The organism is Flavobacterium sp. WC2421, assembly GCF_040822115.1.
Taxonomy (GTDB): domain Bacteria; phylum Bacteroidota; class Bacteroidia; order Flavobacteriales; family Flavobacteriaceae; genus Flavobacterium.
On sequence record NZ_CP162004.1, the window covers coordinates 2,250,266 to 2,263,623 of the forward strand.

Below are 13,358 nucleotides of genomic sequence, written 5' to 3' on the forward strand. Positions count from 1 at the left end.
TAAAAAATTATGAAAATGAATATTTTAGGTTTACCAATTAAAGAGTCACAACTAATAGTAAAAGAATTAAATGTATTACTTTCTAATTTTCAAGTTTATTATCAAAATTTAAGAGGGATTCATTGGAACATTAAAGGAAAGCGTTTTTTTGATTTGCATATTAAATTTGAAGAATTGTATAATGACTCCCAATTAAAAATAGATATGATTGCAGAGCGTGTCCTTACACTAGGGGGAGCACCTCTACATACATTTGAAGATTATATAAATAATAATCAACTTATTGTGGGGAAAAATATTTCCAATGATGAAAAAGCGATTCACTTAATAGTGGATTCTTTATCTCATTTACTAAAAATTGAAAGAGAAATTCTCAACAAAACGGGTGAAATTAATGATGAAGGAACGAATGCTATGATGAGTGATTTCATTTCTGAACAAGAAAAAACAATTTGGATGATGCAAGCTTGGCTAGAAGAATAGATTAGTATATATTGAATGATAAACGCCCAGTTTTAAACAAATTAATAACTGGGCGTTTTTTTTATTATGTTAAAATTTTATAAATTTTTTTGCACATAGTTTTTATTTTATAAGTTATGCCTTATTTTTGCAACCATGAAGTTAATAGCTCGTTTATTATTATTCTTATTTATTGCTTTTCTATCCACTCCTACTATAGTTAGGATGATAGAGAAATCTTGTGATACCTCAGTAATTTTTAGTATGACCGAAGAGGAACATGCTAAAAAAGAATTTAAAGTGTTTGATTACTATAGTGAATTACAAGATGTATCTTTATTAAGTAATTATAATAAATCTAGTTTGATACTTTCTGAAAACTTGTCAAAGCATGATAAAATTAGTGCTAGTATCTTTTCCCCTCCGCCTGATTTGGCATAATATTTCCGATTAAATTTTAAAAAATTAACTGCTTTACATTTTACATGTATAGTCTGTTTATGTATCATTTATTGTACTATTATGACAAAAAAAATCAATCTTTTTGCTAACCTTAAATCAGATTTTGCTTCTGGTTTAGTGGTTTTTTTGGTGGCGCTTCCCTTGTGTTTAGGAATTGCAATGGCTTCAGGAGCCCCTTTATTTTCAGGAATTATTTCAGGTGTTATTGGCGGAATTGTAGTAGGGTATTTAAGTAAATCGCATTTAAGTGTATCTGGACCAGCAGCTGGTTTAACAGCTATTATATTAACAGCAATCACTGATTTTGGTGCTTTTGATATCTTTTTGACAGCAGTCTTGATTGCGGGATTTATTCAACTTGCTTTAGGCTTTATAAAAGCGGGTAGTATTTCAAATTATTTTCCAACTAACGTTATTGAAGGAATGCTTGCCGGTATTGGAATTATTATTATTCTAAAACAATTGCCACATGCCTTTGGATATGATGCCGATTTTGAAGGAGATCAATCGTTTGTACAAAGAAACGGAGACAACTCGTTCTCCTCCCTATTTGAAGTGTTTAATCACGTTCAATTAGGTGCAATTGTAATTACAGTTGTGTCATTAATTATCCTAATTTCTTGGGATAAAGTACCGTTCTTAAAGAAACTAAAATTAGTTCCGGGGGCCTTAATTGCAGTAGTTTCAGGAATTGTTTTAAATGAAATTTTTATAGCATCTGGAAGTTCATTAGCAATATCAAATCAGCATTTAGTTTCGTTACCCGTTCCTACTTCTTTTGAGGAGTTAAAAGGGATTATCGTTACCCCAAACTTTTCAGGTATTACAAATCCTAAAGTATGGGTAGTAGGTTTGACTATTGCTATAGTTGCTTCAATTGAGACATTGTTATGTATTGAAGCATCAGATAGAATGGACGAACAAAAAAGATATACAGATACTAATGTGGAGTTAAAAGCACAAGGTATTGGTAATATTGTAAGTGCATTACTTGGTGGTTTGCCTATGACTTCAGTTGTTGTGCGTACTTCAGCTAATAATGCAGCTGGTGCAAAATCTAAAATGTCAGCTATCATTCATGGTATTTTGCTATTAATTAGTGTATTGGTTATTCCTGTTATACTTAATAAAATTCCGTTAGCGACACTTGCTACTATATTAATTTTAGTGGGATATAAATTAGCTAAACCAGCAACATTCAAACACTTTTGGGAAAAAGGGAAGTACCAATTTATACCTTTTGTTGCCACCTTAGTTGCTGTGGTAACAACTGATTTACTTAAAGGAGTTGCTTTAGGAATTGTTATTAGTATCATTTTTATCTTAAAAGGAAATCTTAAAAGAGCCTATAGCTTTAAAAAAGAAGAGTATTTAGATGGTGATATTATTCACATTGATCTAGCACAAGAGGTTTCGTTTTTAAATAAAGCGGCAATAAAAAGCACTTTAAATGATATCCCTGAAAATTCTAAAGTAATTATAAATGCCAATGATACGGTGTATATTGCTCATGATATTTTAGATTTGATACGTGAATTTAAAAATACTCGTGCTATAGATGAAAATATAAAAGTGAAGTTAAAAGGGTTTAAAAAAGCGTATGATTTAGAAAATAGCCCTGATTTAGCCAATCATGTTACATTTGAACATTATTATGATGTTGCGAAAAGACAAATGGTAAAAAAAGAAGTAACCGAAGCGTCTTTTAAAAATTAACTACATAAAATAAATTATTTGTACTTTAACCGTGAATTTTGATGATTGGTTAATTTGGAATATTAAATATTAAAACTGAAAAAAATGAGTGATTTTTATAAAAAAATATTAGATAATAATAAGGAGTGGGTTGAAACAGCTTTAGCAAAAGACCCAAATTTTTTTGCTGATTTAGCCAAAGGACAAACGCCACCATTGTTATGGATTGGTTGTTCAGACAGTCGTGTTCCTGCGAACGAAATCATTGGTGCTAAACCAGGAGAAGTTTTTGTTCATAGAAATATCGCCAATATGGTGGTACATTCTGATATGAACATGTTAAGTGTGCTTGATTATGCAGTTAATGTATTAAAAGTTAAGCATGTAATCGTATGTGGTCACTATGGTTGTGGTGGTGTTAAAGCCGCAATGGGGAATCAGTCGATTGGAATTATTGACAACTGGATTCGTCATATTAAAGATGTATATCGTTTGCATAATACTTATTTAGATTCTATAGAAGACGAAACGGAACGTTTTAATGCTTTTGTTGAAATAAATATTAAAGAACAAGTTTTTGATTTATCTAAAACTTCTATCGTTCAAGCGGCTTGGAAAAACGGTCAAGATTTAAGTATTCACGGTTGGGTTTACGGATTAAATTCTGGTTTTGTAACCGACTTAAAAGTAAATATTAGTTCGAATAAAGATTTAGATGAAGTATTTCAACTTAAATTTTAATAAAAAAAAGTCGCTTTTTAAAGCGACTTTTTTTTTATTCTACATCTAAGTTTTCATTAAAAGCTGATGGTAGTAGCTTTGGGATAAACTTGATTAATATAGGTAACAATAAACTTCCTCCCGGCAATAAAAAAATAGTTAATGAAGGAACAGATTTACAGATATCCAACAACTGTTTTTTTACCTTTTTCTTTTCTTTTTCATCCAAATCTCTTCTTGTAGAAGTTGCTAATAGAATCATTAATTCTTTACTTTCAACAATTTCTTTAACCAGTCTGTTTTTATTTCGACTGATTAACGTGATAACACTTTGTGTCGTTTGATCATAAAAATGTTTAACGGGATTCGAATAATTAAAATAGGGGATGTCCTTTTTATTTTTGTTTATGAAGTCATCGGTACTTTTAATACTATCCGTAACAAAGGCATCGGGAACTTTTAATAACTCCCCCAATTTATGTAAAAAATAGACTTCTTCATTTTCAATTTGGCCATCACTCCACAACGCCATTCCGGCCATGTCAATCAAGTAATATTTTTCTAACTCACTGCTAAAGTAATCCAAATTCAATTCTTCTAGATTTTGGACATTTACTTTCGAGAATTTACTGTAACGTACAGATGCTTCAAAAAGTTTAATTAATAAATCATCATAATTAGATTTGTTTAACTTGGTTTTTAAAGCAAGTGAGACAAGGCTATTGATAGTTTCTTCAATTTTCTTTAAATACTTTTCGGGTATTTGTTCGTGAAGTAAATATTGGCGAAAAGCCAAAACATCGACAAATAATAGTGCATTGGTCACAATATGAGAAAAGTTCTTATTGATAATGTCAATATTGGTTTGAACTCTTTCGTCTATTATTTTTTCTAAATTTAAAGAGGGACCACTGTTTGGTAACACTTTTTTAAATAAACTGAAACCTTTCGGGTTCATTTCATTATAAAAAGACAGCGCTTTAGTAATAAAATTTTCCGGATTGTTATCTTGGGTTGTTAACGAATAAATAGCATGTAAAGTGTTTAATAGAGCCACTTTTGGTACTTCGTTTTGTACCCATCCTTTAGTGTTAATTGGCACTGCAGTTTCAAAGGAGACAATGTGTCCGTATATAAAACCAGTTTTTCTGATTTTTTGATAGAATAAATCAGAACTCGTTGAAACGTTTTCTTCCTTGAGTTTTTGTTTACTAAAATATTTGTCTATCCAACCTGGAGCCGAAGGGTTAATCATGGTTTTATTTTAAAGCTGTAAAGCTAAAGTTTATTTATTAATTTATAAAAAAGCAATCTTCAATTAATAATTAAATTAGTATTAATTTCTAGATTTCATATTCTTCTCACAACAACTGATTATTTCGGTAATTCTGTTGTTTCTTGTTTCTTCCCGTTTTGCTTGATTGAGCCAATATAGGTAGCTTTTTCTATAGGAAGGACTAAAGTTGAGATAATTTTGATAGGCTTTACTATTTTTATTAAATGCGTTTTCTAAGTCAGTAGGCATTATCAAATCCTCCACTTTATCAAGACTAGTCCAAGATCCATTTTTTTTAGCAGTTTCAATTTTTGCCAAACCACTTTCGTGAATTAAATTAGCATGGAGCAATTTTTCAATATAGGATTTATTGAGTTTGCTCCATACACTTTTATCTTTTCTAGGGGAGAATGCTTGCCTTCTTCTTTCGGAATCTAATTTTTTGACAGTAGAATCAATCCATCCATAACAAATCGCAACTTGAACTGCTTCTTCCCACCGCATGCTTTCAACAGCACTGTCTACTTTATAAAAAATCAAATAAACACCATTGGAGTTGGTATGGTTTTCATGAAGCCAATTGCGCCATTCTACTGCATTCTTAAAATAATGATGTTCTTTTTCTTCCAAAATGGGGTATTTTCCTTAGCTGATTTATTTTATAATTGCTGAACAAGCGACTCTTGCACCTGCATTTCCTGAGGGCTGTGAGGTGAAATCATCAGTTCCTTGGTGTACAATTAAACCTTTACCTAGAATATCTTTTGTTTGATCTCCACATCCAATGCACCATTCGTCTGTAGTTAAAGTGATGGTTCCATTTCCATTTGCATCAGCTGTAAAGTTTCCAATATCCCCTTTGTGGTATTCTCCAACGCCCCATTTTCCATGTTTTTTAAATGTTGGATTCCAGTGTCCACCTGCTGAACTACCATCTGCTGCTGAGCAATCTGATTTTTCGTGGATATGGATGGCATGAACGCCAGGTTGTAAACCGGCTAACTTAGCTACAAAAGTTACTTTCCCGTTTTTTTCGGTAAAAGTGGCCGTACCTGAAACTTTGCTATTGCTTTTTGGTTCAAATGCAATGACTAATTTCTTAGCATCACTAGAACTACTGTTGGTTTTACATCCAATTATAACAGCAATAATAAGGGCAATTGATAATACTATTTTTTTCATTTTTTTAGATTTTAATTATTATATAAAGTTACTTAAATAAGTAGTATCTAAAATAAAAAAAAACCGCAATGTGTTTTTACTACAATTGCGGTTTTTTGACAAATAAATTCAACTAAAAACTATCTTCTTTGCTTAAAAGCAATATTCATTTTCTGCAACTAATTTGGTTGTAATTGTTTCTCTTAAACCTACAATATTTGGCATATTTGTATATTTAGTAAAACGTCTTAATCCCATAAGCATCATTCTTTGTTCGTCTCCTTCAACAAAAGAAATTACGCTTTCTTTTCCCTTTTGAGTAACTACATCTACTGCTTGGTACAAATATAATTTAGCCATGGCAATTTGCTCTTGTACTTTATCTTCTCCTTCTTTTTTGGCTAATTTTTCCGTTCTAAGAATCGTACTTTCCGCCATGTAGATTTCAATCAACATATCTGATGCTGCCATCAATAATTGTTGGTGTGCGTCTAAATCTGGACCAAATTTTTGAACGGCACTTCCAGCAACCATTAGGAATGCTTTTTTCAATTTAACGACCATTTCTTTTTCTTCTGCAAATAATTCAGAATAATCAGGAGTTTCAAAAGAAGGAATACCAACTAATTCTTCCGCTACTTTCATAGCTGGTCCTAGTAAATCAACATGACCTTTCATTGCTTTTTTAATCAACATTCCTACTGATAGCATTCTGTTGATTTCATTCGTACCTTCATAGATACGAGCAATTCTAGCATCTCTCCAAGCACTTTCCATCGGAGTGTCTTCAGAGAATCCCATTCCACCAAAAATTTGAATTCCTTCATCAGCACAATTTTGAACGTCTTCAGAAACCGCCACTTTTAGAATCGAACACTCAATAGCATATTCTTCCACTCCTTTTAATTCGGCATCTTGATGCGTAGCACCTTCTGCTTCACGTGCAATAATTCTGTTTTCAATGTCTTTTGCTGCTCTGTATGAAGCACTTTCTCCTGCATAACAGCTTGTTGCCATTTCAGCTAATTTGGAACGAATAGCACCAAACTTCGAAATAGGAGTGTTGAACTGTATTCTTTCATTAGCATATTTTACGGAACCGGAGATTACTCTTCTTTGAGCGTCTAGACAAGCTGCTGCCAATTTGATACGCCCTACATTCAACGCATTCATGGCTATTTTAAAGCCATTTCCTCTTTCCGAAAGCATGTTTTCTACGGGAACTTTAGTTTCACTAAAGAAAACTTGGCGAGTTGAAGAAGCACGAATTCCTAATTTATGTTCTTCTTCACCCATTGTGATTCCATTATTTGGATCATTTTCTACAATGAAACCAGTAATGTTTTTGTCATCTCCAATACGAGCAAAAACAATAAATAAACTACAGAAACCGGCATTAGAAATCCACATTTTTCCTCCAGTGATTTTATAATGTGTTCCGTCTTCCGATAAAACTGCTTTTGTTTTTCCTGAATTTGCATCTGATCCAGCACCTGGCTCTGTCAAACAATACGCTCCAAACCACTCACCAGAAGCCAATTTAGGAACGTATTTTTGTTTTTGTTCCTCTGTTCCATAAAGTGTAATTGGCATCGTTCCAATCCCTGTATGTGCTCCAAAAGCTGTAGAGAAAGATCCCGTAGCTCCAGAGATGTAATCACAAACAAGCATTGTAGATACAAATCCCATTCCTAATCCGCCATACGCTTCAGGAACAGCAACACCTAGAAGCCCTAAGTCTCCCGCTTTTTTCATACACTCTTGTGTATACGCGTAGTCTTTTTTCTCAAAGCGATCTTTGTGTGCCCATAATTCTTTGTCTACAAACTCTTTTACAGAGTCACGCATCATTAATTGCTCTTCCGAAAAATCTTCTGGTGTAAAGATATCTTCGCATTTTGTTTCTTTTACTAGGAATTGACCTCCTCTGGTTACGTCGCTCATGACTTTATTATTTTAAATTTTGAATTATAAATTTTTAAATTATTTTGTATTGTCTTCCTGAGAAGTTTTTATAATTTTTGTTATTATATTTATTATGTGTTCAATTTCAATTAAATAATTTTTCATTGAAATTGATGTAAGATTTGATTTGTCTAATAGGCGCAACCAATATTTGGTTTCTCTCGCTTCTTTTGAGGCGATAGCCATTTTATGAATAAAATCTTTTCTTGATTGGGCAGCTATTGCTTCTTCAACGTTTGCTCCAATACTAGTGGCGGATCTTAGAATTTGTTTTGAAATAATGAATTCATTTTCTTTTTTTAATTCGATAAAAAGTTGAACTATAGTTAATGCAAAATCAAAAGTTTTTGTAGCAATTATGTTCTCTTTCATCCCATTCAAAATTTAAAATTCATCATTTAAAATAAATTAAAGCAACTCATAAACCCCTGCAGTCCCTTGTCCAGTTCCCACACACATCGTTACGATTCCGTATTTGTCACCTCTGCGTTTCATTTCGTCAAATAATTGTACAGACAATTTTGCACCAGTACATCCCAGTGGGTGACCTAATGCAATCGCTCCTCCATTTACGTTTACGATATCGGGATTTAATCCTAATTCACGAATTACAGCGATCGACTGAGAAGCAAATGCTTCGTTTAATTCAATCAAACCGATATCATTCAATGATAATCCCGCTTGTTTCAATGCTTTTGGAATTGCTTTTACTGGTCCGATGCCCATTATTCTTGGTTCCACACCTGCGGAAGCAAAGTTTACTAATCTTGCGATAGGCTCTAAGTTCAATTCTTTTACCATTTCTTCGCTCATAACAAGTACAAAGGCAGCACCATCACTCATTTGTGAAGAGTTACCCGCTGTTACACTTCCACCAGCTTCAAAAACAGGTCTTAAACCTGCTAAAGCTTCCTTAGAAGTTCCTGCTCTAGGTCCTTCGTCTTTATTTACAACGTATGACTTCGTTTCTTTTTTACCGTTTTCATTAAGGAACGTTTGTTCGATAGTGATAGGAACGATTTGTTTGTCAAATTTTCCTTCTGCTTGTGCTTTCAAAGCTTTCATATGAGAGTTGAATGCAAACTCATCTTGATCTTCTCTAGACACTTTAAACTGTTGTGCTACTGCTTCTGCAGTTAAACCCATACCCCAGTAGTAGTCCTCGTTTCCTGCTTTTGCAACAGCATAATCCGGAGTAGGTTTGTATCCTCCCATCGGAATAAAACTCATGCTCTCTGCACCACCTGCAATAATACAGTGCGCCATTCCTGACTGGATTTTAGCAGTCGCCATTCCAATGGTTTCAATTCCAGAGGCACAGTAACGGTTTACAGTTACACCAGGAACATCCTCAATTTTTAATCCCATTAAGGAGATTAAACGAGCTACGTTTAGACCTTGTTCTGCTTCAGGCATGGCGTTTCCTACCATCACATCATCAATACGAGTTTTATCAAAATCAGGCAGTTCGTTCATCATAAATTCGATGGTTTCCGCGGCTAATTCATCAGGTCTTTTAAATCTAAAAACTCCTTTTGGTGCTTTACCAACTGCAGTTCTGTATGCTTTTACTATATAGGCTGTTTTCATTTTCTTTTTTTTAGAGATTTTTAGAAGAAAGAGACAAGAGAAAAGAACAAAAGATTAAAATCTTGCCTCTTTCATCTTGCTTCTATTTTCTTAATTACGTAGCGGTTTCCCTTTGGTTAGCATAAATTGAATTCTTTCTAGTGTTTTTCTTTCGGTACATAAGGACAAGAAAGCTTCACGTTCTAGATCTAATAAGTATTGTTCGCTTACCAATGTTGGTTCCGATAAGTCACCACCAGCCATTACATAAGCCAGTTTGTTAGCAATTTTCTTATCGTGTTCAGATATGTATTTACCCGCTTCCATTTGGTCCGTTCCTACTAAGAACATTCCTAAAGCTTGTTTTCCTAATACTTTCACATCCGTTCTGCGTATTGGTTGCGTGTAACCAGCTTCAGCCATTAGTAAAGCATGTTTCTTTGCTTCAGCAATTTGACGGTCTTTGTTCACTACGATAATATCTTTACCGTGTTGTAGTAATCCAGTGTCAAAAGCTTCGTAACCGGAAGTAGATACTTTTGCCATAGCAATAGTCAAGAAATACTCTTGCAATACATTCAGCTCCACGTCATTTTTATGGAATAAATCAGATGCTCTTAAGGCTAGTTCTTTAGAACCTCCACCGCCAGGAATCACCCCAACACCAAATTCTACTAATCCCATATAGGTTTCTGCTGCGGCAACCACTTTATCCGCGTGCAAACTCATCTCGCAACCCCCACCAAAAGTCATTCCGTGAGGTGCAACCACTACTGGAATTCCAGAGTAACGCACGCGCATCATCGTGTCTTGGAACATTTTGATCGCCATATTCAACTCATCGTATTCTTGCTCCACGGCCATCATGAAAATCATTCCGATATTGGCACCAACAGAGAAATTCGCTGCTTGATTCCCAATCACTAATCCTTGGTATTCTTTTTCTGATAAGTCAATTGCTTTATTGATGGCTTGTAAAACATCACCACCTATCGTATTCATTTTAGATTGGAACTCTAAGTTCAAGATTCCATCTCCTAAGTCTTGGATGATCGCACCGCTATTCGCCCATACTTTTTTGCTTTCGCGAATGTTGTTCAGAATGATAAACGCATCTTGTCCTGGAACTTTTACTTGCGCGTTTGTCGGGATATTGTAGAAAAACGTAGCCCCTTCTTTAATAGAGTAGAAGCTTTTGCTTCCTGAAGCTAGCATTTCATTAACCCAAGCAGCAGGCTCAAGACCTTCGGCTTTCATGATTTCGATTCCTTTTTCAACACCAATGGCATCCCAAATTTCAAATGGTCCATTTTCCCAGCCAAAACCGGCTTTCATGGCATCGTCAATTTTATATAATTCGTCTGAGATTTCAGGAATTCTGTTCGATACATATGCAAACATACCTGCAAAACTCTTGCGGTAAAATTCACCAGCTTTGTCTTTTCCTTTTACCAGAACTTTAAAACGATTGATGGGTTTATCAATTGATTTAGTCAATTCTAAAGTAGCAAATGACGCTTTCTTAGCAGCGCGGTATTCCATAGTATCCAAATCCAAAGTCAGAATGTCCTTTCCTTCTTTTTTATAGAAACCTTGTCCCGTTTTGCTACCTAGCCATTTGTTTTCCATCATTTTATTGACGAAATCCGGCAATTTAAACAACTCATGTTGTTCGTCAGTAGGGCAGTTGTCATAGATTCCATTAGCAACATGTACTAAAGTATCTAGTCCTACTACGTCTACGGTTCTAAAAGTAGCCGACTTTGGACGACCAATAACCGGTCCAGTCAATTTATCGACTTCTTCAATCGTCAATCCCATTTCTTTTACCAAGTGGAACAAACTTTGGATTCCGTAAATACCAATACGGTTTCCTATAAACGCAGGAGTATCCTTAGCCACAACCGAAGTTTTACCTAAGAATTTTTCTCCGTATGTTGTAAGGAAGTCCAACACTTCAGTTGAAGTTTGTGGTCCAGGAATAATTTCAAATAATTTTAAGTAACGCGCAGGGTTAAAAAAGTGAGTTCCACAAAAGTGTTTTTGGAAATCTTCACTTCGTCCTTCACTCATAAAGTGAATAGGAATTCCTGAGGTATTAGACGTAATTAAAGTTCCCGGCTTGCGGTATTTCTCCACTTGCTCAAAAACTAATTTTTTAATATCCAGTCTTTCCACAACCACTTCAATAATCCAGTCTACATCAGCAATTTTAGCCATGTCATCCGTCGTATTTCCAGTGGTGATTCGGCTAGCAAATTTCTGACTGTAAATAGGAGAGGGCTTCGATTTCAAAGCATTCATTAAATGCTCATTCACCAATCGGTTTCTTACAATTTTGCTCTCTAAGGTTAGCCCTTTTTTAGTTTCCAGTTCGGTAAGTTCTCTAGGAACAATATCGAGTAGTAACACTTCGACACCAATGTTGGCAAAATGACAAGCAATCCCCGAACCCATGATTCCGGATCCAATTACTGCGACTTTTTTAATTGTGCGTTTCATACTTTTTTTATTTTTTTTATAGGAAAAGAAGATCGTTCAGCGGTATTATTTTACGATAGTACCTCCTAACGATTTAATTTTCTGTGTTTTCCGATTGTTGCGTCATTTCACTGACACTTGAGTTATTAAATATATTTTTATCTTGAATTAATTCATTGATGGTTTCAGCCACTTCAATGAAATGTTGGAGTTTTTCTTCTGAGATGTTCAGTTTCACCGCCTCGTTGAATTTCAAAACCGTACTTTTAGACAAAGCTCTTTTCTCTTTTCCAAATTCAGTCAGGTAAATCAAAACACCACGGCCGTCATCAGGATTCTTCTTCCGAATAATCAATCCTTTTTCTTCCATAGACTTTAAGGTTCGGGTCAAGCTAGTGGCTTCCATACCCATTTTTGGTCCCAAAGCCGTCGATGGAGTGCCGCCTTCTTTATCGATACTCAACAAGGCAAAACCGGTTGCCATGCTCGCATCGTATTTAGATGCTTCTTCGTTATACATTCTTGCTACAGCTTGCCAAGTAGCGCGAAGGATGTAATCTATTGTTTTGTCTTTCATAAGGAACTATATCGATTTCAAATATAATAAAAAAATACTATGCATGCATAATAAATTCAATTATTTTTTGTTAAAAAGTACTAAATATAAAAAAACACTACTGAATAAGAGCTAATTGATTGATTTTTTAACGTATTTTTTGGGCATGTCCCTTCGTAAAAACTACGGGTCGGGCTGTCCGTTGTATCTTTTATGTAGTCCCGATCCCTCGGGACTACATAAAAGGATGCCACTTCCATCCCTCATGCAACTCGTGATTAAAGAAAATACGATTGTAAAATGGAAGAAAAAAATTACAATACTTATATAAGTGGAAGAAAAGATGTATATATTTGATTATATATACAAGTTGTGCGACATTTTGCAAAACGATGAAGAAATCGATGAAAAAATACTTAAAGAAAATTGACTGTGGAAATATTAAAAACTGAAAAAAATATCGAAATAATTGTGCCGGTAACTAAATATTGGATGCATCTTTTTTTATTTGGTATTACTTCTATAATTATGGTTCCTTTATTTATTTTCGTAATACTAAAAATAATAATAACTCTTAATTTTAATTTTCCACAAGAATTATATGGATTACTAATATGTACGCCAATATTTGCAAATTATGCACTTTGGTTGTATAAAGGAAAAGAAATATTATCAATTGAAAATGATTTAATTGAATACATACGTACAAATGGAATTATAACAATTCGTAAAAAATACGAAATCCAAAAAATAAAAAACATAACTACGAAAGAAAAGAAGTTTAAATCAGACAGCTTTATAGACACTAAAAGAGAATTAATTAAAGAAATGCAACGAGCCTTTCCATTTTGGATAAATATGGGAAAAATAAATTTTCAATATCAAGAGAAAAACATTAATATTTTAAATGGAATAAATAATTCAGAAATGTCAGAAGTTTGTGAGTTATTGATAAATGAAATTGAAAAACGAACTAAATAAAAAAACGTCGCACAACAGCGGTTTCAAGAA

13 protein-coding genes are annotated in these 13,358 nt (G+C 33.9%); 5 read left to right on the forward strand and 8 right to left on the reverse strand.

All coding sequences use genetic code 11. The features are described 5' to 3' along the window. Window positions 1-9 precede the first annotated feature (9 nt). The 4 genes from AB3G33_RS09745 (at window position 10) to can (ending at window position 3,360) form a co-directional block, all read left to right on the forward strand. Entirely contained in the window at window positions 10-483 is a 474-nt protein-coding gene (locus AB3G33_RS09745; protein ID WP_367768733.1) for a Dps family protein, read from the forward strand. Between the two features lie 204 nt (window positions 484-687). Further along, window positions 688-903 carry a hypothetical protein gene (locus AB3G33_RS09750; RefSeq protein ID WP_367768736.1) on the forward strand — a complete coding sequence of 72 codons (216 nt, stop codon included), beginning with the start codon at window positions 688-690 and terminating at the stop codon, window positions 901-903. Between the two features lie 81 nt (window positions 904-984). Further along, entirely contained in the window at window positions 985-2,640 is a 1,656-nt protein-coding gene (locus AB3G33_RS09755; protein WP_367768738.1) for a SulP family inorganic anion transporter, read from the forward strand. Between the two features lie 84 nt (window positions 2,641-2,724). After that, window positions 2,725-3,360, forward strand: coding sequence for a carbonate dehydratase (can, locus tag AB3G33_RS09760; protein ID WP_367752228.1), 636 nt, complete (start codon window positions 2,725-2,727; stop codon window positions 3,358-3,360). Between the two features lie 34 nt (window positions 3,361-3,394). On the opposite strand, the gene AB3G33_RS09765 is transcribed toward can, so the two are convergent. From AB3G33_RS09765 to AB3G33_RS09800, 8 genes are all read right to left on the reverse strand, one after another. Further along, the gene (locus AB3G33_RS09765) at window positions 3,395-4,594 is read right to left on the reverse strand and encodes an LETM1-related biofilm-associated protein (protein ID WP_367768740.1); all 1,200 of its coding nucleotides are present in this window, start codon (window positions 4,592-4,594) and stop codon (window positions 3,395-3,397) included. A gap of 81 nt (window positions 4,595-4,675) precedes the next feature. Then, window positions 4,676-5,245: a YdeI family protein gene (locus AB3G33_RS09770; protein ID WP_367768742.1), complete on the reverse strand. Its 570-nt coding sequence runs from the start codon at window positions 5,243-5,245 to the stop codon at window positions 4,676-4,678. A gap of 24 nt (window positions 5,246-5,269) precedes the next feature. Beyond that, window positions 5,270-5,797, reverse strand: coding sequence for a superoxide dismutase family protein (locus AB3G33_RS09775; RefSeq protein ID WP_367768744.1), 528 nt, complete (start codon window positions 5,795-5,797; stop codon window positions 5,270-5,272). Between the two features lie 132 nt (window positions 5,798-5,929). Beyond that, complete coding sequence (locus tag AB3G33_RS09780) at window positions 5,930-7,720, reverse strand: acyl-CoA dehydrogenase family protein (protein WP_367768747.1); 1,791 nt, start codon at window positions 7,718-7,720, stop codon at window positions 5,930-5,932. Window positions 7,721-7,759: 39 nt separating this feature from the next. Next, complete coding sequence (locus tag AB3G33_RS09785; protein ID WP_367768750.1) at window positions 7,760-8,113, reverse strand: four helix bundle protein; 354 nt, start codon at window positions 8,111-8,113, stop codon at window positions 7,760-7,762. Between the two features lie 36 nt (window positions 8,114-8,149). Then, window positions 8,150-9,331, reverse strand: coding sequence for an acetyl-CoA C-acyltransferase (locus AB3G33_RS09790; protein WP_367752240.1), 1,182 nt, complete (start codon window positions 9,329-9,331; stop codon window positions 8,150-8,152). A 90-nt stretch (window positions 9,332-9,421) separates the two neighbouring features. After that, window positions 9,422-11,812 (reverse strand): 3-hydroxyacyl-CoA dehydrogenase NAD-binding domain-containing protein, encoded by a 2,391-nt coding sequence (locus AB3G33_RS09795; RefSeq protein WP_367768754.1) that lies wholly within the window; start codon window positions 11,810-11,812, stop codon window positions 9,422-9,424. Window positions 11,813-11,885: 73 nt separating this feature from the next. Beyond that, window positions 11,886-12,368: a MarR family winged helix-turn-helix transcriptional regulator gene (locus AB3G33_RS09800; RefSeq protein ID WP_367752244.1), complete on the reverse strand. Its 483-nt coding sequence runs from the start codon at window positions 12,366-12,368 to the stop codon at window positions 11,886-11,888. A gap of 411 nt (window positions 12,369-12,779) precedes the next feature. Here AB3G33_RS09800 and AB3G33_RS09805 point away from each other — a divergent pair, with 411 nt between their 5' ends. Beyond that, the gene (locus tag AB3G33_RS09805; protein WP_367768757.1) at window positions 12,780-13,328 is read left to right on the forward strand and encodes a hypothetical protein; all 549 of its coding nucleotides are present in this window, start codon (window positions 12,780-12,782) and stop codon (window positions 13,326-13,328) included. The last annotated feature ends 30 nt before the right edge of the window (window positions 13,329-13,358 follow it).

Bases quoted from the DNA above. Each gene is read 5' to 3' on its own strand.
- AB3G33_RS09745 (WP_367768733.1), top strand. From the start codon at position 10: ATGAAAATGAATATTTTAGGTTTACCAATTAAAGAGTCACAACTAATA.
- AB3G33_RS09750 (WP_367768736.1), top strand. From the start codon at position 688: ATGATAGAGAAATCTTGTGATACCTCAGTAATTTTTAGTATGACCGAA.
- AB3G33_RS09755 (WP_367768738.1), top strand. From the start codon at position 985: ATGACAAAAAAAATCAATCTTTTTGCTAACCTTAAATCAGATTTTGCT.
- can (WP_367752228.1), top strand. From the start codon at position 2,725: ATGAGTGATTTTTATAAAAAAATATTAGATAATAATAAGGAGTGGGTT.
- AB3G33_RS09765 (WP_367768740.1), bottom strand. From the start codon at position 4,594: ATGATTAACCCTTCGGCTCCAGGTTGGATAGACAAATATTTTAGTAAA.
- AB3G33_RS09775 (WP_367768744.1), bottom strand. From the start codon at position 5,797: ATGAAAAAAATAGTATTATCAATTGCCCTTATTATTGCTGTTATAATT.
- AB3G33_RS09780 (WP_367768747.1), bottom strand. From the start codon at position 7,720: ATGAGCGACGTAACCAGAGGAGGTCAATTCCTAGTAAAAGAAACAAAA.
- AB3G33_RS09785 (WP_367768750.1), bottom strand. From the start codon at position 8,113: ATGAAAGAGAACATAATTGCTACAAAAACTTTTGATTTTGCATTAACT.
- AB3G33_RS09790 (WP_367752240.1), bottom strand. From the start codon at position 9,331: ATGAAAACAGCCTATATAGTAAAAGCATACAGAACTGCAGTTGGTAAA.
- AB3G33_RS09795 (WP_367768754.1), bottom strand. From the start codon at position 11,812: ATGAAACGCACAATTAAAAAAGTCGCAGTAATTGGATCCGGAATCATG.
- AB3G33_RS09800 (WP_367752244.1), bottom strand. From the start codon at position 12,368: ATGAAAGACAAAACAATAGATTACATCCTTCGCGCTACTTGGCAAGCT.